The organism is Corynebacterium sp. HMSC064E08 (assembly GCF_001811805.1).
Lineage (GTDB): Bacteria > Actinomycetota > Actinomycetes > Mycobacteriales > Mycobacteriaceae > Corynebacterium > Corynebacterium jeikeium_D.
On the sequence record NZ_KV806692.1, the window covers coordinates 42,389 to 64,864 of the forward strand.

At 59.0% G+C, this 22,476-nt stretch carries 17 protein-coding genes; 13 read left to right on the plus strand and 4 right to left on the minus strand.

All coding sequences use genetic code 11. The features are described 5' to 3' along the window. Positions 1 to 274: 274 nt before the first annotated feature. Both HMPREF2820_RS00975 and HMPREF2820_RS00980 read left to right on the plus strand, forming a co-directional pair. On the plus strand, positions 275 to 1,924 hold the full coding sequence (locus tag HMPREF2820_RS00975; RefSeq protein ID WP_070602318.1) for a 1-acyl-sn-glycerol-3-phosphate acyltransferase: 1,650 nt from the start codon (positions 275 to 277) through the stop codon (positions 1,922 to 1,924). A 6-nt stretch (positions 1,925 to 1,930) separates the two neighbouring features. Beyond that, entirely contained in the window at positions 1,931 to 2,764 is an 834-nt protein-coding gene (locus HMPREF2820_RS00980; protein WP_016421653.1) for a Cof-type HAD-IIB family hydrolase, read from the plus strand. Between the two features lie 52 nt (positions 2,765 to 2,816). Here HMPREF2820_RS00980 and HMPREF2820_RS00985 read toward each other — a convergent pair whose 3' ends face one another. Both HMPREF2820_RS00985 and HMPREF2820_RS00990 read right to left on the minus strand, forming a co-directional pair. Beyond that, positions 2,817 to 5,222: an N-acetylmuramoyl-L-alanine amidase gene (locus tag HMPREF2820_RS00985; protein WP_070602320.1), complete on the minus strand. Its 2,406-nt coding sequence runs from the start codon at positions 5,220 to 5,222 to the stop codon at positions 2,817 to 2,819. An 85-nt stretch (positions 5,223 to 5,307) separates the two neighbouring features. After that, positions 5,308 to 6,813, minus strand: coding sequence for an N-acetylmuramoyl-L-alanine amidase (locus HMPREF2820_RS00990; RefSeq protein WP_070602322.1), 1,506 nt, complete (start codon positions 6,811 to 6,813; stop codon positions 5,308 to 5,310). A gap of 329 nt (positions 6,814 to 7,142) precedes the next feature. On the opposite strand from HMPREF2820_RS00990, the gene glf reads away from it, so the two are divergent. The 11 genes from glf to HMPREF2820_RS01045 all read left to right on the plus strand — a co-directional run bounded on the left by glf (position 7,143) and on the right by HMPREF2820_RS01045 (position 20,786). Continuing rightward, positions 7,143 to 8,339, plus strand: a complete 1,197-nt coding sequence (gene glf, locus HMPREF2820_RS00995; protein WP_070602428.1) for a UDP-galactopyranose mutase — start codon at positions 7,143 to 7,145, stop codon at positions 8,337 to 8,339. 36 nt (positions 8,340 to 8,375) lie between these two features. After that, positions 8,376 to 9,305 (plus strand): EamA family transporter, encoded by a 930-nt coding sequence (locus HMPREF2820_RS01000; RefSeq protein WP_246822181.1) that lies wholly within the window; start codon positions 8,376 to 8,378, stop codon positions 9,303 to 9,305. 182 nt (positions 9,306 to 9,487) lie between these two features. After that, entirely contained in the window at positions 9,488 to 10,501 is a 1,014-nt protein-coding gene (locus tag HMPREF2820_RS01005; RefSeq protein ID WP_049171829.1) for an alpha/beta hydrolase, read from the plus strand. Between the two features lie 200 nt (positions 10,502 to 10,701). Then, positions 10,702 to 12,762 carry a glycosyltransferase gene (locus HMPREF2820_RS01010; protein ID WP_069359735.1) on the plus strand — a complete coding sequence of 687 codons (2,061 nt, stop codon included), beginning with the start codon at positions 10,702 to 10,704 and terminating at the stop codon, positions 12,760 to 12,762. Beyond that, positions 12,746 to 13,336 (plus strand): phosphatase PAP2 family protein, encoded by a 591-nt coding sequence (locus HMPREF2820_RS01015; protein WP_070602324.1) that lies wholly within the window; start codon positions 12,746 to 12,748, stop codon positions 13,334 to 13,336. The genes HMPREF2820_RS01010 and HMPREF2820_RS01015 overlap by 17 nt, the downstream gene beginning before the upstream one ends. A 29-nt stretch (positions 13,337 to 13,365) precedes the next feature. Beyond that, positions 13,366 to 14,385 (plus strand): decaprenyl-phosphate phosphoribosyltransferase, encoded by a 1,020-nt coding sequence (locus tag HMPREF2820_RS01020; protein ID WP_070602432.1) that lies wholly within the window; start codon positions 13,366 to 13,368, stop codon positions 14,383 to 14,385. A 460-nt stretch (positions 14,386 to 14,845) separates the two neighbouring features. Further along, entirely contained in the window at positions 14,846 to 15,889 is a 1,044-nt protein-coding gene (locus HMPREF2820_RS01025) for an alpha/beta hydrolase (RefSeq protein ID WP_070437281.1), read from the plus strand. A gap of 554 nt (positions 15,890 to 16,443) precedes the next feature. Continuing rightward, positions 16,444 to 18,555 carry an alpha/beta hydrolase-fold protein gene (locus HMPREF2820_RS01030; protein ID WP_070602325.1) on the plus strand — a complete coding sequence of 704 codons (2,112 nt, stop codon included), beginning with the start codon at positions 16,444 to 16,446 and terminating at the stop codon, positions 18,553 to 18,555. A 37-nt stretch (positions 18,556 to 18,592) separates the two neighbouring features. Next, a complete protein-coding gene (locus HMPREF2820_RS01035) occupies positions 18,593 to 19,084 on the plus strand; it encodes a DUF732 domain-containing protein (protein ID WP_070566670.1) in 492 nt (163 codons plus the stop codon). A gap of 5 nt (positions 19,085 to 19,089) precedes the next feature. After that, the gene (locus HMPREF2820_RS01040; protein ID WP_070602327.1) at positions 19,090 to 20,013 is read left to right on the plus strand and encodes a cutinase family protein; all 924 of its coding nucleotides are present in this window, start codon (positions 19,090 to 19,092) and stop codon (positions 20,011 to 20,013) included. A 215-nt stretch (positions 20,014 to 20,228) separates the two neighbouring features. After that, on the plus strand, positions 20,229 to 20,786 hold the full coding sequence (locus HMPREF2820_RS01045) for a TM2 domain-containing protein (RefSeq protein WP_070602329.1): 558 nt from the start codon (positions 20,229 to 20,231) through the stop codon (positions 20,784 to 20,786). An 18-nt stretch (positions 20,787 to 20,804) separates the two neighbouring features. On the opposite strand, the gene HMPREF2820_RS01050 is transcribed toward HMPREF2820_RS01045, so the two are convergent. Further along, a complete protein-coding gene (locus HMPREF2820_RS01050; protein WP_069359737.1) occupies positions 20,805 to 22,169 on the minus strand; it encodes a PFL family protein in 1,365 nt (454 codons plus the stop codon). A 14-nt stretch (positions 22,170 to 22,183) separates the two neighbouring features. Further along, complete coding sequence (locus tag HMPREF2820_RS01055; RefSeq protein WP_016421638.1) at positions 22,184 to 22,453, minus strand: ACT domain-containing protein; 270 nt, start codon at positions 22,451 to 22,453, stop codon at positions 22,184 to 22,186. Between the last annotated feature and the right edge of the window lie 23 nt (positions 22,454 to 22,476).

Consider the following 22,476-nt stretch of genomic DNA (forward strand, 5'->3'; position numbering starts at 1 on the left):
GGTTTTCCGCAGGTAGATAGGTATGTTAATAGAGGTTTACTACTTTTAGAATGAATACCCATCGGCGGAGCCCACCTCATAACGGGGGTGGTAAAAGCGACTATGGGGTGTACCGGGACTGTATGACAGGTGCGCAGTACGTGCAAGGGGGATGTGTGGGGATGTACCTGGTTTTACACAAAGACATGGGCCTGTAACGACATTTATTTATGGGTCTCAGATACCAGTACATATCGCCCCGCTAAGGGGTGCGAAAGATTGTAGAGTAAAGGCCATGTTCAAGGATCCTGTGTACTTAACGATTATCGGATTGGCGCGCACCGTTTTCTTTGCCCAAGGTTTGAAGTTCACCGTTAAGGGCTGGGAAAACGTGCCGAAAGACTCTGGCGCCGTTCTCGTTACTAACCACACCGGATACATGGACTTCACCTATGTCGGTCTTCCATTCCGCAAGCACCGCCGTTTTGTCCGTTTTATGGCGAAGAAGGAAGTCTTCGACCATTCGATCGCAGGACCAATCATGCGTGCTTGTAAACACATTCCGGTCGATCGCACCGACGGCTCCAAGTCTTTCGAAGAGGCCTGCGAGAAGCTGGAAAACGACGAGTTGGTAGGCATCTTCCCGGAGTCGACTATCTCTCGCAGCTTTGAAGTCAAGAATCTGAAGTCCGGTGCGGTGCGTATGGCGCAGCGCACCGGTAAGCCCATCATCCCAGTGCTGATTGTGGGATCCCAGCGCGTGTGGACGAAGGGGCACCCCAAGCATCTCGGCCGCAGCAATACTCCGATTCATATTACGGTTTTGCCGCCGTGGACCCCGGAGGGCGATCCGGCAGAAGCCACCGAAAAGCTACACGAAATCATGGATCAGGGTGTCCGTCAGCTCTGGGACGAGTATGCAGCTGAAGAAGGTCCCCTGCCGAAGGGCGCCTACTGGGTACCGGCTCGCCTTGGCGGCGGCGCACCGACTTTCGAAGAGGCCCAGGCAGAGGACCTGAAAGTCGAAGAAGAGCGTCAGCGTATCCGTCATTTGCGCGGTGATCTGGCCGCATTCAAGGAAAAGCTAGCCGAGTCGGCACGTGAGTTCGGCGATAGTGCGCGTGAGTTCGGCGATCAGACCAGGCAGCAGTTCCTCGATGCCTCGCAAACGATGAGCGCGGAGTCTGCTCGCCGAAGGGAACAGACGACCGCCTTGTTGGCGCAGTTCCGTCAGTCTGTGGAACAGATGGCTGATGATGTTGTCGCCGGTGCTAAGGAGAGCAAGGAGTCCGTGCGTACGGCCACGGATTCGATGCGCGTGACGTTCCGCGAAGCGTACGTGCAGCTAGAGAAGGCCTCCGCCTCCGGTGTCGAGCAGACGCAGCAGACCGTTTACCGTCTTATCGGCCAGTCGATGATGATTCGCGACAAGCTTCCGCAGCGCTTGAACAGGCTCATCACCGCTCAGCCGGAGACGTTCATCTTCGATTACCCCGCATCGCTTGCCGACGACGCGGGCAATATCAGCGAAGAAAACATGAAGGCCTTGCAGCAGCTCGGCGATGCCGGAGCCACAATCGTTGTTCTGCACGAACCGGGAGATAAGCCGAATCTATCGGCTTTGGAGTCGGTTGACCTGCAGGTCGTGGAACTCCCGGAGGGCGCCAGCAAACTGGACGTCACAAATGCGGTGGTTAGCACGCTGCGCAAGCAGGCTCGCAAGGAAGAAAACGCGATTCTTTTTGCCGGTCGCTCGAACTTTGAGGAAGCCACACAGCGTGTCGGCATGCCGGTAGTTACGGCCGATGCGGACTGGTCCCTGCTGAAGAACGCGGATTGGGTAATCGACACGGTCGAGCATGGGGGAGTAGCCGCAACGCTGCAGTTGTTGCACGACCGGTTCTGCGATGACGGTGAAGATGACAACAGTGAGGACGGCAAGTAGTTCGAAGTGACCGAGAGACTACATCCACTACTCGTAGCTTCGGATATTGACGGGACGTTCATCGACTCGCGGGAGCGGGTAACTCCCCGCCTGCGACAGGCCGTCACGCGAATGCTACGCCGCGGAACCCCGTTGGTGCTGGCCACGGGAAGGCCGGCTCGGTGGTTGCAACCAGTGCTCGAGCAGCTGCCGGTTCAGCCGTTGTGCGTGTGTGCCAATGGCGCCGTGATTTACGACTCCGGCCGTGATGAAGTGGTTGCCGCCAACACACTGAAGCCGGAGACGCTGCGATACGTCGTCAAGCATGCGCGCGAAGCGGCGCGATCCATCGGTGGAATCGGCATTGCGGCAGAGCGCGCCGGGACGTCGGCGAATGATGCCATCGATGAGCTTTTTGTGGTGGCGCCGTCTTATGACCATGCCTGGGAATCGGATGAGCACGGTGAGCTTGCTGAAGAGGCCGTGTTGTCAGAACCCGCGACGAAACTCTTGCTGCGAAACTCAGATGTGAACAGTGCCCAGCTATATGAGCTGGTCACTCCCGCAATTGACGCGAGCTTGGCGCACGTGACCTACTCCATGCCGGACGGGCTTTTGGAAGTGTCCGCGCCGGGCGTGACTAAGCGCGCCGGGTTGGAATACGTGTCTGAACTGGTCGGAGCGACCGCGAAAGATGTGGTCTGCTTCGGTGACATGCCGAACGATATCGAGATGCTGTCGTGGGCGGGCACGGGTGTGGCCATGGGCAATGCGGCTGACAACGTCAAGGAGATTGCAGACGAAATCACCGCCACCAATGATGATGACGGTGTTGCTCGTGTGCTGGAGCGCTGGTTCTAGCTAGCCTCGAGGTTTTCCCGCGCCAGCTAGCTCACCCAGCGCTCGACAGCGTTTACTTCAGCTCGGTCTTGACTTCGCCGGTGGTGCGGTCGAAGGTGATTGAACCGTTCTGGAACTCAGCGCGCTCGATGTTTCCATCGACCACCTGGGTCTTCGTCGGAGCGCCCAGCTTGCCGACCTCGAAGCCCTGGCGGGCCCACTCATCAGCAATCTTGCCCCAGATAGCGTGAGCACCGGTGGTGTCGGAGTCGGTGATTACGCCGTTGGAGAACTTCACGTAGCGCAGGGCATCGGCCTGGCCAGCATTGTTCGCCACGGTAGAACCGCTCTGGATACCGGACATTGCGTAACCGAGAACGGAGCCCATTTCCTCGGAAACTTGGCGCCATTCGGCAGCCAGGTCGTTCTGCTCATTGATAGTGATGATCTTGTCAATCAGTACCGGCAGGTCAGCGATCGACGGGCCGTTTTCAATCGAGCGTCCAACTGCACCCAGAATCGCATCGGCCGTCTGTCCGAGCCCCGGTGCGCCGAGCATGCCCAGCGCCGAGGCCAGCATCGAACGTGCGCCCGAGACTGTCTCCAGAGCCTGTGCCTTCTGCTGCTCGTCGGATGCGCTCGGCGAGGAGGAGTTGCTCTGCTCGCTTGCCGACGGTGCGGAGGATTCAGCCGTAGCAGTGTCACCGGTGTTCGTGGCGTCGGTTGGCTCCGAGGTGTCCGAAGTACCCGAGGTGGTCGAGTCGGAGCTCGACGTTGTCGAAGAAGTGGTGCTCGATGCGCTCGAGGACTTCTCGGAGGACGAGGTCGTGGACGTACCCGTCGATGCCGAGGTGGTCGAAGTGGTCGAGGTCGACGTGCTCGACTGCGAGTCTGTGTCCTCGGTGGTCTTATCGTCCTTTTCATCCTGCGGAACGAGGAGATCAATCAAGCCGTCAGGCCCCTCATTATCAATCTTTCCGCTGGTGAGTGTGTTGTACTTCTTCTCGGCAATCGAGCGGATCTTGCTCATCTGGGCGTAGCCAGCATCACCTGGGCAGGTGGTGTTACCAACGTCGCGGTGCGCGAAGATTGTCGGCAGAGTGACCTGCTTACCGTATCCGTACTTGGAGTAGCTGGTGCCACCCGAGGTCATCTGGATCTGGCCGGTCGGCTTAATGCCGGCGACCTTCAGGCGCCAACCAATCATATTGCCCACCGAGTTCAGTGCAGCCTCACTGGGAGCAACCGAAGAGTAATTACCCATCATGGAGATGCCGAAAGTACCGGTGTTGAAGCCACCTGCGTGTGCGCCCTGGACATTCTTATCCAGCCCACCGTAGCGGCCCTCGTAGATGTTGCCGTACTTGTCGACAAGGGCGTTGTATCCGATGTCGCACCAGCCCAGAGTCTGTGCGTGGTACTGGTAAATGCCGCGGACGATACCAGCGGACTGGCTCTCGGTGTAGTTGTTTGAACCAGCGGTGTGGTGCACGGTGGCGCCGACAAGCTTGCTGTCGTAGTCCGCGCCCTTACAGCGGTTATTTTCGTTGGCTCCCCAGCCGGCACGGGTAATGACCTTCGGCATGCCCGTGACATTCTTGGCATCCACAATTGGGTCGATGCCGGATGCAGCAGCCTGGCCGTCGATTAGCACTGCGTCGACCTGGTCGATTGGCAGTTCATCGGCGACCGGCTCGATGTCCGTCCACTTCACTGGGAGATTCGGCGAGTCCAGATTTGCAGCGTCGTTAGCGTTCGGAGCAGTCGGGTCATCGAGTGCGTCCCCAGGAGCTGCATCCGGAGTCTGCTGGTAGTCGGATGCGGCCTCGGCGACATCCTTGGCCGCATCCGTAGCGGAATCCTTTGCATCCTCCACGGCCTTCTTGGCGCCCTCGGCATTAATCTCGTCGAGGTTGAGCTTGGACAAATCCAGCTTCTCAGCGCCCTTGATGTCCTTCAGATCCACGCCGGAACCCGGACCGAAGATGTTGAGTCCGTGGGTGGAAACCTGAACACGCTTGGTTGGCTCGATGTAGATGAGCTCCGTTCCGTTCAGGCCGTTGCCATTGCCTTCAGCGGGGTAGTCCGGGTCAACGCTGAACCAGTCGGACCAGGAGCCGTCTGCTCGCTCGGCGCGGACGAAGCTGGCGATATCAGGGTCACCGGCCCACGTCAGCGCAAACTGGGAAAACTCAGTATCGGAGGTAATTTCCTTGACGACACCGCGGTTGGGATGAGCTTCGTCGGCAAGCGACTGCGTTGCGATTGCTGCATCTTCGACGAGAACGGAGACGCTGTCTGCAAGCGACTTGCTCTGGACAACGGGGTCGATGGGGCCGGCGCCGTTTTCCTCAATGAGGTCATAAGCGGCACCTGCGCCGACAACGGCAACGGGTGTCAGGGCAAGGGTCGCCACGGCAGCGAGTACCAAGGATTGCTTGGCACCTGCGCGGCGATTGATGCGGCGGCGACTAAACACGGTAATAACTCCTGGGTGATTACGAAAATCTGGTGTTACACCACAAATGTGATGTGGTTATGCCTGGATTGGATAAGCGGGGGACTTAGTTCTGAGGTGCGAACCAGGCCTGCGTAGCTTCGGCAGGGTTGGTTGGCAGGGATTCAGTTAGAAACTCACCAACAACCTCGCCTGGCGTGGGCGTTTCCACGTTTCCGAGGGAACCGCCGTTGTCGCCCGACTCGCCGGCGCCCGGAATCGGCGGAAAGCTGGCGGCCTCTCCGTCCTGGTTGTTCGGATCCGTCGAGCGGCCGGCAATATCCGCTCCACCGGCACCATCAAACTTGGCTTTGGCTGCAGCGCGGATGGCATCCATCTGCTGGTAGCCGAAGTTGCCCGGGCAGGAGGTGTAGCCGGTGTCGCGGTGACCGAAGATGGCCGGGAGGTTCACGGTCTGGCCGGAGCTGTAGCGTGCCTTCGAGTAGCCGGCGCTGGTCAGTGCGGCGGTGGACATCGGATCGACGCCGCCGACCTTCATGCGCCAGCCGACCATCTCGCCGAGTGCGGTGACGGCCGCATCCGGAATCTCCAGCTGGTCGTGATTGCCCATCACCGAGATACCGAAGGTGCCGTTGTTGAAGCCACCTGCGTGTGCGCCCTCGATGTTCTTGTCCAGGCCACCGTAGCGGCCCTCGTAAATGTTGCCGTACTTATCGACCAACGCGTTGTAGCCAATATCGCCCCAGCCCAGCGTATTTGCGTGGTAAGCATAAATGCCACGGACAATGGCTGGCCCCTGGGACTCTGAGTAGTTATTGGAACCCGCGGTGTGGTGGATGCACGCGCCCTTGAAAGTGCTGTAGGAGCTCGAACCGCTGCGGATGGACTCATCTGCGCCCCACGCTGCACGGCTGATTACATTTGGCGCACCGGAAATCGACGACTCGTATGCAACTGGCTGAATAACCTCGCCGGCCTGCTCTACGCCGTCGATGAAAACTGCCTGGACGGCGTTGAGGGACAACGCGGCCGTAGCGCTGACGAGGTCCTGCAGGGAACCGCCGATAGTGGCGGGGTCAAGGTTGTCGATACCAATGATGTTGCGGGGATCCAGACCTTCGAGGAGGTTCAGGCCGACAGTCGACACCTGCACGCGACGGGTGGGCTCAACGAACAGCAGCTCGGTGCCGGACTGCCCGGAGTTATTCATCGGACCGTGTGAATCAGCGTGGAACCACGGGCCAAAGCTGCCGTCTTCGCGCTCGGCGCGAACGTAAAGCTGCAGATTGTCATCGCCCGGCCAGGTGAGTGCGAACTGGGAGAACGGTTCGTCGCGGGTGATGTCCTTTACGAATCCGCGAAGCGGGTGCAGGGCATCGGTAATGGCATGCGTGCCGACGGCTGCGTCGTCAATCATCATCGTGACAGCGTCAACCAGCGGTGATGTCGAGATCTTGGCTGCGATGGGGCCTACGCCTGGGCTTTCAACCAGGGTAGGGGCCTGGCGAATACCCCATGTTGCTAGCGGAGCTGCGGCAGTAGTAGCTGCCAGTCCATAGAGGAAGGTGCGACGGCCCATCGACGGGGCATTGATGCGACGGCGAGTTGGCACGGTAAAAGCTCCAAAAAAATGGGGTACAGGGTTATCGACCCGAGGTCTACCCGGGGTCGAAGGGAAGGAAAGTTGCAAAGCAACAGAAAATTCTGAGGAGGATGTTACCAGTGTGACTAAAAAAATCTAGTGAGACATCTGTGTTTCCTCGTTAATTTTGGGAAAATTATCAAATAATGTGACCAAACGAACGTTGGGCTGGGCTCACGTGGACGTCGTAAAGCCCGCGTGTACACCCGCAAACCGGATGGAAATGCAATAGGTTTTAAGGCGTGAGTAGCGAAAAGAACACCACTGCCAATGAATTTGCTCCGAAGTCCCTACAGGACATCAACGACAACACCTACGACCTCATCGTGGTCGGTTCGGGTTTCTTCGGTTTGACCGTTGCTGAGCGGACCGCCACTGAGCTGGGTAAGCGCGTGCTCGTTGTCGAACGCCGCAACCACATCGGCGGCAACGCCTACTCGGAGGCAGAGCCGGAGACTGGCATCGAGGTGCATAAGTACGGTGCGCACCTGTTCCATACCTCTAATAAGAGGGTGTGGGACTACGTCAACCAGTTCACTGACTTCACCGACTACCAGCACCGCGTGTTCGCTATGTACAAGGGCACCGCATACCAGTTCCCGATGGGGCTGGGGCTGATCAACCAGTTCTTCGGCAAGTACTACAGCCCGGACGAGGCTCGTCAGCTGATTAAGGACCAGACCGATGGCCTGGATCCACGTGACGCGAAGAACCTTGAGGAAAAGGCCATCTCCCTGATCGGCCGTCCGCTGTACGAGGCCTTTGTCAAGCACTACACCGCCAAGCAGTGGCAGACCGACCCGAAGAACCTGCCGGCTGGCAACATCACCCGCCTGCCAGTTCGCTACACCTTTAATAACCGCTACTTCAACGACACCTACGAAGGTCTGCCTGTCGACGGCTACACCGCCTGGCTGGAAAACATGGTGACCTCCGACAAGATTGACGTCGTTGTCGATGCCGACTGGTTCGAGGTGCGCGACGAACTGCGCGCTGTCTCCCCGGACGCCCCGGTCGTCTACACCGGCCCGCTGGACCGCTACTTCGACTACGCAGAGGGCAAGCTGGGTTGGCGCACGCTGGACTTCGAGATGGAGGTTGTCAACACCGGCGACTTCCAGGGCACTCCAGTGATGAACTACAACGACGCGGATGTGCCGTACACCCGTATCCACGAGTTCCGCCACTTCCACCCGGAGCGCGATTACGTCAAGGATAAGACGGTAATTGTTAAGGAATACTCCCGCTTCGCCGACGATGGCGACGAGGTGTACTACCCGATCAACACTCCGGAAGACCGCGAGATGCTGGAGGCCTACCGCAAGCTCGCCGCAGCAGAAGCGCAGGAGAACAAGGTTCTCTTCGGTGGTCGTCTGGGCACCTACCAGTACCTGGACATGCACATGGCGATCGGCTCCGCGCTGTCGATGTTCGACAACAAGATTGCGCCGTTCTTTAACGACGGCGAAGCGATCGAGCAGGAGCGCGGGCACTAATTTGCCGCTTCCGGCTCCCGCGCTAGTATTGCGCGAGTGTCGCGTGAGAAAAGCCAAACCGAAGTTCCCCAACAGGGGCCATTGCTGCAGCGTGTGAACAAGTTTCTCACCCTGCCAGTGGCACCTGTCATTCTGGTTCTGATCGGTTCTCTTGGTACCCAGGCTGCAGCCGTGCTGGTCACTGGCATGCTTTCCACGGTCGGCGCGCCGGGCATATCGGGCCTGCGCATGACCGCCGCTGCCATCATCATGGTGGTTCTGTTCCGACCAAAGCTGTCCGGGATGACCCGCGCTCGCGCCATCAACATCGTGGTCTACGGCATCGCCATGGGCATGATGAGCATGATGATTTACGCCGCAATCGCCCGCCTCCCGCAGGGCGTCGCCGTCACCATCGACTTCCTCGGCCCCTGCGTCGTGTCTTTCCTGGGGCTGAAAATGTGGCGCTCCCGCCTATGGGCCATCGTCGCTTTCATCGGCGTTGCCCTGATCGCCCAGCCCTCCAATGACCTTGACATTATCGGCATTGGTTACGCCGCAATCGGCGCAATCTTCTTCGGCGCTTACACGCTCTTCTCCGCCCGAATGGGCAGCACCGAAGGCGGTGGCATGCCAGATTTGGCGCTGTCAGTGGTCGTCGCAGCAATCGTGCTCGTGCCGTTTTCTGTTTCCGCAGCACCGCTTGTCGACGGTTCGATGTGGGCCACCATCGTTATTTCCGGGTTTATTGGCGCTGTTATTCCCTACGTGATGGACACCATCGCTGCGGGGATTGTCTCAGCGGCGGTCGTCGGCACGCTCTTTGCACTGGACCCGGTCATCGGCGCAATCCTGGGCTGGGCGTTTTCCGGTGACCGAGTGACTTGGTCCATGGCGCTGGGCATCGTGCTGATCGCGGTGGCTGGCGCGATTATTACCTGGCGTGGGGCGCGGGAGTCGCGCGAGCTGCAGGGGCTTGCGCAGTAAAAATGCGGATACCAGAACCCGCCGAAAAGTGGGGTCTCGACGTGTTCTGCTGGAAAACGACAGTGAATGTGGGTAAGTTTGTCGAAGACTTACTGTTTCTTAAGGTAATTCCCTGAAGAGGAAACACGCCTGATAGCTCCCACCGGCCGTGGGGAATCGCACATTGTGAGGAGAATGCACACGTGAAAATCACCTCTACTTTCCGTGGTTGGCGCCGAAAGGTTGCAGCCGTTGCGTCCGCAGTAGCTGTGGCTGCGTCTGCATTGACCATGGCGCCGGCAGCGAGCGCGGCAGGTGACCGAGGCTCGCTGCGCCCGGGTTGTGAATGGGATTCGTACCAGTACTTCACCCAGAAGTGCCAGGTTTATTCGCCGGCCATGGATCGTAATATTCCGGTCCAGATTGTGGCCTCTGCCAATGGTGGTAACAAGGCTCTCTACTTGCTAGATGGCCTGCGTAGCCCGGCTGATGCCTCAGACTGGGTGGAGCACGGTAACGCCCCACGTACTTTTGAGGGATCCAACGTCAACCTGGTTATTCCAGGTGGTGGCGGCGGTAGCTTCTACACCGACTGGAAGCGTCCATCGGTTAGTGTGCACGGCCCGTTTGTAAACATGTGGGAGACTTTCCTGACCCAGGAACTGCCGGTTTACCTTGAGCGTGAGTTCGGCATTTCTCGCACTGGCAACTCCATTGCAGGTCTGTCCATGGGTGCATCTGCTGCACTGTCGCTGGCATACAACCACCGAGACCAGTTCGGTCAGGCTCTTGCCTTCTCCGGTTACCTGCACACCACTGCGCCGGGTATGACCACTGCAATTGAGGCTGCTCAGCTGTCGGCTGGCTACAGCTCCTTCGACATGTGGGGTGCGCCTATGTCAGCGGAGCGTGTCCGCAATGATCCGTACCTGAACGTCGAGAAGATGAAGGGGCTGGATCTGGTAATTACCTCGGCAAATGGTGTTCCGGATGAGGTTCGCGACCCGAAGAACCTCTACCGTGTCGTCCCGAAGGCCGGCGGCGTTGCGCTGGAGTCGCTGTCCCGCTTGTCCACCCGCGAGTTTGAGTTGCGTGCTCGTACCTCCGGTCTGGATGCGACGTTTGAATACGAGCAGACCGGTATCCACGATTGGCCGACCTGGGATCGTAACCTCCAGAACTCCAAGGCCCGCATCGAAGGTTTCCTCGGAGCTTAAAACTAGAGCCTGAACGAAAAAGCCCCTATGCGCAGCAGATAGTCCGCAGCGCGTAGGGGCTTTCACATTCTGGGCTGTCGCTAGCGTGGCAACAAGAGGCAATCCGCCACGGGCACTAGGATGCTATGAGATAGAAACGTCGGTAACTTATCGGCGGCAACACCCCCGGTAGACCTTTCGGAAAGTGGTTGATACGTCTCATGGCATCACAGCCTGAACAAAAGCGGACACATACCCCGACAACGTCGTCAAGCCTTGCCGTTGAACGCCTGCAGCGGATTTTGCTGCCAAAGTTGGGTGAGCCCCGTGATGTCCGCTCGCTCTACTTGGTTGAGCCGGAGACTAATGCCGGTCGTGTGCAAGCGCATTCGCGCACGTCAGCCACTATTCCGGCGGGTGATGAAGTTAGTTTTGAAACCTACTTCAATGCTTTTCCGGCCAGCTACTGGCGCCGGTGGACGAATCTGGACAATGTTGTCCTGCGCCTGGAACTGTCCGGTACTGCGCGCGTGGACATCTACCGTTCGAAGATTGACGGTGCGCGCATCGCCGTGACCGGCGAAGTTGTCGGTGATCTGGGTGCGGCGGCCGAAGGTGCAGAAGCCAAGGTGGACGGCAAGGATGTGCACGTCTGCGAAATCCCAGTACCGCTGACGCAATTTGAAGACGGCGGCTGGATTTGGTTTGACCTCACCTGTGAGACGGACGTGGTAATCCACTCCGCAGGTTGGTACTCCGATATCGAGGCGCCGAGCCAGACGTACCCGGACGGCACAGAGCATCCGGCGCCGGAGGGGCGCGTCACTATCGGCATCCCGACGTTCAATCGCCCGACCGACGCAGTTGCTGCTCTTGAGGCGCTGTCCTCGGATCCTGAGGTCGATGCCATCATCGATGCTGTTTTGATGCCTGACCAGGGCACCAAGCACCCGGCAGACGAGCCGGGCTTTGATGCTGTCGCCGAGCACTTTGGTGACCGCCTGCGTATTTTCCCGCAGGGAAATCTCGGTGGTTCTGGCGGGTACTCCCGCATTATGTATGAGGCCCTGGGCGGTCCGGATTCGGATTCGAAGCGTGCGACCGATAGCCCGTTCATTCTCTACATGGATGACGACATCGCCATCGAGCCGGATTCCATTCTGCGTGCGGTCGCTGTCGGCCGGTTCGCGAAGTCCCCGATGCTGGTCGGCGGTCAGATGCTGAACCTGCAGGAGCGCAGCCACTTGCACTCGATGGGTGAAGTCATCGGCCGCCATGACTTCATGTGGACTTCCGCTCCGCACGTCCACTATGACCACGACTTTTATGCGCACCCACTGCGCGATCGCGGGGAGCACGGCACTAACGCAACCGGTGAGGTTGTCGATTCGAAGGATCTTCACCGTCGCATCGATGTTGAGTTCAACGGCTGGTGGATGTGCCTGATTCCGCGCGTCGCCGCTGAGGCAATCGGTCAGCCGCTGCCACTGTTTATTAAGTGGGACGATGCCGAATACGGTTTGCGCGCAGGCAAGGCAGGCTTTCCGACGGCTACGTGGCCGGGCGTCGCAATTTGGCATATGGCCTGGTCGGACAAGGATGATGCGATTGATTGGCAGGCGTACTTCCACCTGCGCAACCGCTTGATTGTCGCGGCCCTTCAGCACGAGGGCGATGCTGCCGGTATCGTGCGTTCCATGCGCAAGGCCACTTTCAAGCACCTTCTGTGCCTGGAGTACTCCACTGTTGCCATCCAGAACGAAGCCATGAAGGACTTCCTGGCAGGTCCCGAGCGTTTATTCGACATTCTCGAGTCCTCGCTGCCGCGCATCAATGCCCTGCGCAAGAGCTTCCCCGACGCGGTTGTGCTGCCGAGTGCAGGCGATCTGCCAAAGCCCTCCGGTATTCCGGGGATTCCGACAAAGGATGTCGGTGGTCGTCTGGGCAAGCTGAAGAAGGTCGGTTGGCTGGCCAAGGGCTTGCTTCACAGCGTGCGCCCGGAAAACTCCGAGCACCATGCGGTGCCGCAGGCAAACCTGGCGCCGCTGGAGGCTCGTTGGTTCTCCCTGTCGCGTCTGGATGGCGCAACGGTCACCACCGCTGACGGCCGTGGCGTGGTGTATCGCCAACGTGACCGCGACAAGGCCAAGGCTCTGCTGGAAGAATCCTGGGAGCTGCAAAAGCAGGTTGAGGAGCGGTTCGAGCAAATGCAGGCACGCTACCGCGCAGCCTATGACGATTTGACCAGTAGGAAGGCCTGGGCGAATGTCTTCGAAAATTAAAGGCGATCCGTTCGGCGAGTCCGACGTTCTCGTTAATATTCAGCACACGCTTAACGACGTTCCGGGTGTGCTGCCCACCGCGCGTGCCATGAGCTATTTCGGTGAGCACGCCCTTGGGTGGATGGGGCTCGCTGCCCTCGGGGCGGCGGTGGATAAGGAGCGACGCATTGGCTGGGCAAAGGTCGGTGTGTCCGCCTTTACCTCGCATGCGGCATCGGTGGTGCTTAAGCGCATTGTCCGTCGCCCGCGTCCCCATGACCGTCGTATAGCAATCGGCGTTGGTACGCCGAGCAAGCTGAGTTTCCCGTCCTCGCACGCGACGTCGACGACGGCGGCGCTGGTGGGGATTGCAAAGTTGGGTTACCCGGCAGCACCGGCCGTGGGTGTGCCGGCGATTATGCTCTCCCGCCTGGTGCTGGGAGTGCATTACCCAACCGATGTCGCTCTCGGAGCAGCGCTGGGTACAGCCACTGCCCTTGCGGTGGACAAAATAGGTGATAAGGTCATCGAGCCGAAAAAGGCGCAGCATAACCAGGGTGGACAGCCCTCCATTGCGGAAAGGAATGCACAGTGACACAGGCGGAGAACGACAACTTGGCCAATGTGTCGGCCAACCAGCGGCAAGCTTCTCAATCAAGGATTGGGTCCGAGCCGCACACTTCCGGTATCGATGAGCCTGCGCATCCGCAGGGGCATCCGCCGAAGAATCTGCTGGACGGCATGATCAAGGCGCTTCGCCCGAAGCAGTGGGTGAAGAATGTCCTGGTCATTGCGGCTCCACTGGCAGCCGGCAACGAGATCATGGACTCGGGACGTTCAATCGGTACGCTGACCGTCGACATCCTGGTGGCGTTTGTGGCCTTCTGTTTGGCCGCATCGTCGATTTACTTGATTAATGATGCCCGCGATGTCGAAGCTGACCGCGCGCACCCAACCAAGCGCTTCCGCCCAATTGCCGCTGGCGTACTGCCGGTGAGCATGGCGTACATTATGGCGGTCGCACTGATTATTGGTTCGATTGCGGTGTCCTGGTTCGCCTCTGAGGGGCCAGGGCTAGCAATTGTTGTGGCTGTATACATTGCGCTGCAGCTCGGTTACTGCTTTGGCCTGAAGCATCAGCCGGTGATTGATATTGCGCTGGTGTCCTCGGGTTTCATGCTGCGTGCAATGGCCGGCGGTGTTGCTGCCAACATCAACCTGTCCCAGTGGTTCTTGCTGGTTGCGGCCTTTGGTTCGCTGTTCATGGCAGCCGGTAAGCGTTACGCTGAGCTGCTGTTGGCGGAGCGCACAGGTAAGAAGATTCGTAAGTCGTTGCAGGGTTACACCGCGACTTACCTGCGCTTTGTGTGGACCCTCGCTGCGACCGCCGTGGTACTGAGCTACGCGCTGTGGGGCTTTGAGATGGGCCGCACGCCGGGCACTTCGTCGACTTCGGCTATTTGGTACGAGATCTCGATGGTTCCATTCACTGTGGCCATCCTGCGCTTCGCAGCCGACGTTGACCGTGGTGATGCAGGAAGCCCGGATGAGATTGCGCTCAAGGACCGTCCGCTGCAGGCACTGGCTGTGCTGTGGCTGCTGTCCATTGCCATCGCTGTCTACGCTGTTCCAGTTCTGGGGTAGTTTCCTGTTCTTTTCCCTTTAAGCGAACTGCGATTTCCGTCGGGTTCTCGTCGGGTTCGGGTGGTAGCTGAAAGCCCATGCACCGAGGGGTGCATGGGCTTTTCTGTACCTCGTTAGTACTTAGGTTGTGTTTGGGGTTCTTGTAGGCGTGTTTTAGGTTTCTCAGTTAGTCCTACGGATCAGCCGGGGGCAGAATTACAATTTTGTAATTCCATGCTGGTAAACATTGTTTCTCCTTGTGGTGGATAGTTTTGGGGAGAAATGTGAGAAATATTACGGAATGATTACGATTTAAACTTGGATGTAGGGAAACGATTGAGTATCGTTACATACTCGAGATTCTTTTGTGGGGTCTCCAGTTGTCGCGTCACAACTGGAAGCAGAAAAGCGAAAGCTCGCGTAAGCGACTGCCTCCGAAAAGTCTGGCGCGGAGGTAAGTCCGAAAGTAAAGAGGAGAACGATGAGCTTTACTGCAGTGAGTCGTAACTTCACGGTGAAGGTCGTAGCTGCCCTTGTGGCTGTTGCAATGGTGTTTGGTGGCATCATGCTCGCATCCGCGAAGGATGCGAGTGCTGATCCAAACCGTGATCGACTGCGTCCAGGCTGTGAGTGGGATCCATACAACTGGTGGGTTCAGTACTGCCAGGTCTTCTCGCCGGCTATGAACCGCAATATTCCGGTTCAGATTAAGGCGGCTACTGGTGGCGGCGATGCGTCCCTGTACATGCTCGACGGTCTGTGGGGCTTTAATAAGGGCGCGTCCGGTTGGATTTGGTCGGGTCACATTGCTCAGACCTTCGCCAATGACAACATCACTCTGGTTGCGCCGGCTGCTGGCGACGGCTCCTTCTATGCCGACTGGAGCGATCCGGCCGTGACTTCCGAAGGGGTCAAGACTCAGAAGTGGGAAACCTTCCTGACTCAGGAGCTGCCGGTCTATCTGCAGCGTGAGTTTGGTGTCAACCCGAACCGCAACGCAATCGCTGGTCTGTCCATGGGTGCGGCTGCGGCGGTTTCTCTGGCGGCCCGCCACCGTGATCAGTTCAAGCAGGTTACTTCGCTGTCCGGTTACTACCAGATGTCCAACCCAGTTGTTGCTACGGGTACCACTGCAATGGTGGCTAGCACTGGTGTAGTGAATCCGACTGGCATGTGGGGTCTTCCGGTTCCGGCCTCGGCGGAACGCCAGGCCCATGACCCTTCGATGCTGCTCGACCAGCTCAAGGGGCTGCCGATGTATGTTTCCTCCGCCCAGGGTGTTCAGAGCCTGTGGAGTGATCCGGAGGTTTTGAACCGTCCGGTGCCACAGCTCCCTGACACCGTCTGGCGTGCCGTGATGGAGTCCGTCTCCCGCGCTTCGACGCAGCGCTTTGAGCAGGATGCTCGCGCTGCCGGCCTCAATGCGCAGTTTGTCTACAGCCCCAACGGTATCCACTCGTGGGAGCTGTGGGGCCGTGATGCCGCGCTTGCTCGCCCGCACATTCTTCGGGCGCTGGGGCTTTAAGCCGGTAATTATTTCAGGGCACTCTGGCGCTCTGGCGCGCTGGCCTAGTTCTGGTGCTGGATGACTTCTTAAAGGGACTAGCTTCTTAAGACGTCTCAATTTTGAAAAAGACCAATCCTTTTGTTGGGGTTGGTCTTTTTCTGTGTTGAGTCCGGTTTGGATGCTGAGCGGAAGGTGTGGGTAACGGCTTAAAGAGGGGCACAAAGAGTTGCGCTGTCAAAGCTTGAATTCAGTTCCGTTTGCGTGTGTCTCCACGGTTTTTACCCGTAAGAGGGTAAACATGAGAGTCGAACCTTAAAGTAAAGGGTGAAGCTATTCAGGTAGCTATACCGTTTGTTTCGCAGAACGTGTGTGAGATTCTTCGTGCAGCGGCATGCCGGAGGAGGGGAACCTTCGGATACGTTGCTGGTCACCACGTAATTCCGCGAAGTCGAACGGTAAACGCATAGCTCTAGCGCCGCGTGATGCTATCTGCAGGTGCCTAATCGGCGCCGGTGCAACACTCAACGTCTCAAATAATTTCAACCAGCGACTTTGTAAAGGGAAGCCCTCTTATGCGCGTAACCGCTAGATTCCCCCGTGGTGGCCTCGGCAACAGCCGGAAGTCATCGCGGGCGTTGACCGCACTTTTGGCACTACCGTTGACTCTCGCTCTCGGTGCCCCTGCTGCAGTGGCGGAACCGGAGCCAGCTCAGCCAGGTCTGCCTAGCTACGAGGAGCTTCAGGCCGTTCAGGGGCAGTTGGCTCAATCTGGAGACCTGGGAGACCTTGCTAAGGCCGCTGAAGCAGCGCAAGCTGCTGGTGCGCAGCTACCTGGCCTGGGTATGCCGAAGCCGATGCCAGGGCCGGAGCGTACGCCATTTAAAGTCGATACTCCCGCAGTGGCGAACCTCCCCAGCGGAGTCAGCGTAGACAAGGTCGAGTGGTACACAGATCACCACGTCATTGCGCACATTCGCTCGGCTGCCATGCCGGAGAAGCCAATCCAGGTTGAGATTTTGCTGCCGCGCGATTGGTACCGCGACAAGGAGCGCACATTCCCGAGCGTCTACCACCTTGACGGTATGGCATCGTTTGATGACTACTCCGGTTGGATTCGCGCTACTAATATCGAGCGCTTCTACGAGGACAAGAATGTCCTGGTGGTTATGCCTGCCGGCGGTACATCGTCCTTCTACTCTGACTGGGATCAGCCGGATAACGGTCAGAACTACAAGTGGGAGAGCTTCATCACTAAGGAGCTCGTGCCGGTTATCACCAACGGCTTCCGCGGCAACGATGAACGCGGCATTATCGGTATCTCCATGGGAGCTACCGGTGCTTACAACGTTGCAGCACACTCTCCGGAGCTGTGGAAGTTTGCCGGTAGCCTCTCTGGTTACCTGGATATGACTTCGCCGGGCATGCCGCAGGCAATCTCTCTGGCGATGAAGAACACCGGTGGCTATGACGCGACGAAGATGTGGGGCCCGCTCGGTTCGCAGCGTTGGAAGGACAATGATCCGAAGCTGAACATCGACAAGCTCAAGGGCATGTCGCTGTACATCTCGGCGGGTAACGGCAACACCGGTGAGTGGGACGTGCCGTCGCAGATCGATCCGACGAAGCCGGACAATCCGACCGGTTACGCATTGGAAGTGCTTTCCCGCATGACCAGTGAGACCTTCATCCGAAATGCTCGCGAAAAGGGCGTCGAGCCGGTTGTGAACTTCCGGAGCTCGGGTACTCACACCTGGCCGTACTGGCAATTCGAGGTCAGTCAGGCCTGGCCAACGCTGGCCGATGCACTGCAGTTGCCGGAGTCCGATCGTGGCGCTGTCTGCCGCGTAGGTGGCGAGATTGAAAAGGCCGTCGCATCGCTGCCGGGAATCGGCACCTGCCTGTCGGATGAGTATGGTGTCGCCAAGAATGGCGTGGCTCAGGACTTCACCGGCGGTACCGCCTACTGGCACCCGGATTCCGGGGCACATGTGGTCTGGGGACGCATCGGTTCGCGTTACAACGAGCTCGGTGGTCCGTCCTCGCCGCTCGGCTACCCAGTGACCAACGAACTGGCTACGCCGGATGGCTCGGGACGCTTCGTTCACTTCGAAAAGGGCTCGATTTACTGGACTCCGGAAGGCGGAGCCCACGAAGTCACCGGCGACATTATGAACGTCTGGGGCAAGGCCGACTTCGAGACCGGTCCGCTGGGCTACCCAGTCGCCAACCACCGCGATATTCCGGGCGGTGTCGCCCAGGACTTCCAGGGTGGCACCATCGTCAAGATCGGCGGCGAAGAACCTCGCATCGTGCGTGGTGAAATCGGCCGTGTCTACAAGGAGCTCGGTGGCGCTGAGTCCGATCTGGGTCTGCCTGTCGACGGCGACGAGGTCAAGCTCGCCCGCGGCGCTTTCCAGCGCTTCGAACACGGTGCCATTTACTGGACTCCGGAAACTGGTGCACAGCCGGTGCGCTCCAACGACATCACTGACCACTGGGGCAGCACTGGCTACGAGAATGGCCCGTTCGGCTACCCGGTCGGCCCACTGCAGCCAGTCAAGGCCGGCGGTCTTGAGCAGCAGTTCGAGGGTGGCTGGATCCGTCAGCTCAACGGCAAGATTGTCGAAGAGCGCAACAAGCCAGATGCACCGGCCCCAGCCGCCGACAACGCTGATGACAAGTAAGCCAACCAAAGCAGGGCACTGAGTAGGGGATAGACAAATGTCCATGAACAAGTCCTTCCGGACACTGGCTACAACCACAGCTGTTGCGCTGCTGACCTTCGGAGTGGTCGCCTGTGGCAGTTCCACAGTGGAGTCCTCGGAGGTCACCTCGTCGACGACGACGAACAAGACCTCCACGACGTCGTCAAGCACGAAGACTTCTGCGCCGAAGTCGAGCGAAAAGTCTGCGCCGGAGATCACAGATCCCCAAGCTAAGCGCGTGGACGAAGCGCCCGATGGGCAGATGAAGCTCAGCGAGGCGGACGATTCATACCTCGGAGCGCTGGAAAAAGCGGGAATCGATGTTGATGGGGTGGAGGATCAGCTCATCGGCACAGGTCGCGCGGCATGCGCGGACGCACCGGAGGAGGAGCGTGAAGTCATCGCGCTGGCGATTGCCGGGCAGCTGGTCGCACAGGGGCGCTCACAGGAAAGCGCCGAGGAAGTGGCGAAGACTATTGCAAGCTCCGCTAAAAAGGCGTATTGCTAGCACTCATGCGTAAAGTGCTGACAATTCTGGCGGTCATTGTGCTGGTGGCCGCTATTGGCTTCGGCGTAGTGCAATGGCTTAACGACGACCAAGGCGGTCAAACCCCACCGACCCCCGGTGACGATGGCGGGGTTCTGGCCGAACAACCCGAGTGGTGCCCGGCGGTAGAAGTTATCGCTGTGCCCGGAACTGCGGAATCGCGTGCTGACGATGATCCGATGGCCCCGACCGCGAACCCGCATTCGCTGCTGCTTGGTCTGACGAACTCGATTTCGGAGTCCTACTCGGAGGGTGATGTCAAGGTCTGGACTACGCCGTACCCGGCACAGATCAAGACGCATCAGCTGCCCGACCAACTCACTTACGATGATTCGCAGGCAGTCGGGCGCGATGTCACCGCTAAGGAAATGGCTGACTTGCACGGGCAGTGTCCACTGACGGACTTCGTCCTGATGGGCTTCTCCCAGGGTGCCGCTATTGCAGGTGATTTGGCCTCTGACATCGGCAATGGCCGCGGTGTCGTTCCGGCCGAGCGCATTGCGGGCGTGGCTCTGTTGGGCGACCCGCGGCGTGACCCCAATCAGGGCGTGAACCAGGGCGTTCCGCTGGCTGGTGTGGGCGTCGAGCTGTCATTGCAGCCGCTCGGCGGTATTGTGCAGGCTGTGGTTCCGGGCGCAACGATGCGCGGTCCACGAGACGGCTTTGGGCCTCTTAATGACAAGGTCCAGAATGTCTGCGTGCCATCGGACTCCTTCTGTGATGTGCCTCCGGGAGTGGCCGATGCGATTGCACGAGCGCAGGAGATGATTACCGGCGCGGGTGCGCACGCGACCTACGCCACGAATGATGCGGCAATTCCGGGGACGACTCCGCTGGCCTGGACTGAGGGTTGGGCTCGCGAACTGATTGAGCAATCGCTGGCGCGGTAGTCGAGGCAGCTCACAATGTGCGAGACGCCCCCGACGGGGACTTGCTGTTAGAATCTTGCTCAAGAACTGGTGTTTAATATTCCAAAACAACAGTTTCACTAAAATTTCGAAAGAAATTGACAAAGTTGCAGGAAGCAGTCTGACGGAACCGGTTATTATCGCCCAAGGAACTGCTGTTCATGACCGGGGAAATCTAGGCGAAAAGGTAGGGTGCAATGACGAATCCGACAAACCCATATGGAGATTTCGACGAAGACGGTATGCCGAGGTCCAAGGGGAAGTTCGCTAACAGCTCAGGTGCTTACAGCTCCGGTATGCCGTACTCGGATCCATACCCACCGCAGCAGCCGAACGTGGGGCAGGGCTATCAGGACCCGAGCCAGCACAATTTCCACAACGGGTACTCGAACCCGTATCAGAGTGGTTACCCAAACCAGCAGGTGCCGGCGTATTCCGCTGGCTTCAGCGGCCCGAACCCGCACCAGGGCTACGGGGTCGCAGGTTCCCCTGTCTCGGATAAGTCCAAGATTGCAGCGGCTCTGCTTGCCTTCTTCCTGGGCACCCTCGGTGTTCACAATTTCTACCTGGGGCACAACTCGCGTGGTGCTATTCAGCTAGCACTGACGGTATTCGGCTGGATTACCGCCATTTTCCTGGTTGGCTTCTTCCTCATTATCGGCGTCAGCATTTGGGCATTTATCGAGTTCATTTTGATTCTCGTCGGTAGCGGCTCCTACGCCTATGACGCAAATGGGCGCCGCCTGCAATCGTAGGAGCCTCGTCCGAAGCCACTAGTTCCTGAACCCGTGCACAGGTGCGGGGATGTAGCCGCCGCGGGCAATGAACTCGGCATTGCCCTTGGCATTGACATCAATGACCGGCGCGTAGCCGAGCAGGCCACCGAAGTTCACCTCATCGCCCGGCTTGGTACCCGGCACCGGAATGAGGCGGGCTGCGGTGGTCTTGTGGTTCATCACACCGATGGCGGCCTCGTCGGCAATCATGCCGGAAATCGTGGTCGCAGGCGTGTCGCCGGGAATCGCGATCATGTCGAAGCCCACCGAGCAAATAGAGGTCATCGCCTCCAGCTTGTCCATGCTGATCGACCCCGCGCGCACAGCATCAATCATGCCCTTGTCCTCAGAGACCGGAATGAACGACCCGGACAGTCCACCGACGCGTGAACACGCCATCAGGCCGCCTTTCTTGACGGCGTCGTTAAGCAGTGCCAGCGCGGCAGTGGTGCCGTGCGTGCCGACCTGCTCCAACCCCATGTGCTCGAGAATATGAGCGACGGAGTCGCCCATCTCTGCAGTCGGCGCGAGCGAGAGGTCCACGATGCCAAAAGGCACGCCCAGGCGCTCCGACGCCATCGTGCCGACCAGCTGACCCGTGCGCGTGATCTTGAACGCCGCCTTCTTAATCTCCTCGGCGACTTCGTTAAAGCTGGCGCCCTGCAGATCGCCGAGCGCGCGATCGACCACGCCCGGACCCGAAACGCCGACGGACACGACACAATCTGGCTCCCCGACACCGTGGAACGCGCCGGCCATGAAGGGGTTGTCGCCCACCGCATTGGCGAAAACCACCAGTTTTGCGCAGGCAATCGAGCTGCGGTCAGCGGTTTGCGCCGCAGCTTCCTTCACTACCTCGCCCATGCGGCGCACCGCATCCATGTTGATGCCCGCGCGTGACGACGCAACGTTGACCGAACTGCACACCAATTCGGTCTCGCTAAGAGCGTGGGGAATGGAGTCGATGAGCCGCTTCTCGCTGGTCGTCGCGCCCTTTTCGACGAGCGCCGAGTAGCCGCCGAGGAAGTTCACGCCAGAATCGCGGGCGGCGCGGTCGAGCGCCTTGGCAACCACTGTGGGATCGCCTTCGCAACCGGCCGTGATGAGGGAAACTGGTGTGACGGAGATGCGCTTATTGACGATCGGAATGCCCAGCTCCGCCTCGATACCCTCGCAGACCTCCACGAGGCGAGCGGCCTGCCTGGTTACGCGGTCATACACCGCCTGTGCGGTGGCTTCCATTTCAGAGCGAGAGCACTCGAGCAGGGAAATCCCCATGGTGACCGTCCGGATATCCAGGCGGTACTTCTCGATCATGTCAATAGTGTCGAGGAACTTAGATTGCGCGAAGTTGAAATCCATCCTGGTCGCGCCCTTTAAATCTCGTTGACGGCGTTGAATAGCGCCTCAGACTGGATTCGAATGACAAGCCCCTCCCGCTTGCCGACGGAATCCATGTAACCCTGCAGCGTGCTGATAGGGGTGGCCTTCTCGTTGAACTCCACCCGCAGGATCATGGTGAACCATTTATCCATGAGGGTCTGGGAAACATCGACGATGTTGACGTCCTGCTCCGCCAGAGCAGTGGTGACGGCGGCGATGATGCCGGTGTGATCCTCGCCGGTGACGGTAATGATGGCAAACATGGCCTCAATTTTAGCCGGTGGGG

What these genes read in the sequence shown, in the direction of transcription:
- HMPREF2820_RS00975 (WP_070602318.1), top strand. Translation starts at nt 275, where the DNA reads ATGTTCAAGGATCCTGTGTACTTAACGATTATCGGATTGGCGCGCACC.
- HMPREF2820_RS01010 (WP_069359735.1), top strand. Translation starts at nt 10,702, where the DNA reads ATGGCATCACAGCCTGAACAAAAGCGGACACATACCCCGACAACGTCG.
- HMPREF2820_RS01015 (WP_070602324.1), top strand. Translation starts at nt 12,746, where the DNA reads ATGTCTTCGAAAATTAAAGGCGATCCGTTCGGCGAGTCCGACGTTCTC.
- HMPREF2820_RS01025 (WP_070437281.1), top strand. Translation starts at nt 14,846, where the DNA reads ATGAGCTTTACTGCAGTGAGTCGTAACTTCACGGTGAAGGTCGTAGCT.
- HMPREF2820_RS01030 (WP_070602325.1), top strand. Translation starts at nt 16,444, where the DNA reads ATGCGCGTAACCGCTAGATTCCCCCGTGGTGGCCTCGGCAACAGCCGG.
- HMPREF2820_RS01035 (WP_070566670.1), top strand. Translation starts at nt 18,593, where the DNA reads ATGTCCATGAACAAGTCCTTCCGGACACTGGCTACAACCACAGCTGTT.
- HMPREF2820_RS01040 (WP_070602327.1), top strand. Translation starts at nt 19,090, where the DNA reads ATGCGTAAAGTGCTGACAATTCTGGCGGTCATTGTGCTGGTGGCCGCT.
- HMPREF2820_RS01045 (WP_070602329.1), top strand. Translation starts at nt 20,229, where the DNA reads ATGACGAATCCGACAAACCCATATGGAGATTTCGACGAAGACGGTATG.
- HMPREF2820_RS01050 (WP_069359737.1), bottom strand. Translation starts at nt 22,169, where the DNA reads ATGGATTTCAACTTCGCGCAATCTAAGTTCCTCGACACTATTGACATG.
- HMPREF2820_RS01055 (WP_016421638.1), bottom strand. Translation starts at nt 22,453, where the DNA reads ATGTTTGCCATCATTACCGTCACCGGCGAGGATCACACCGGCATCATC.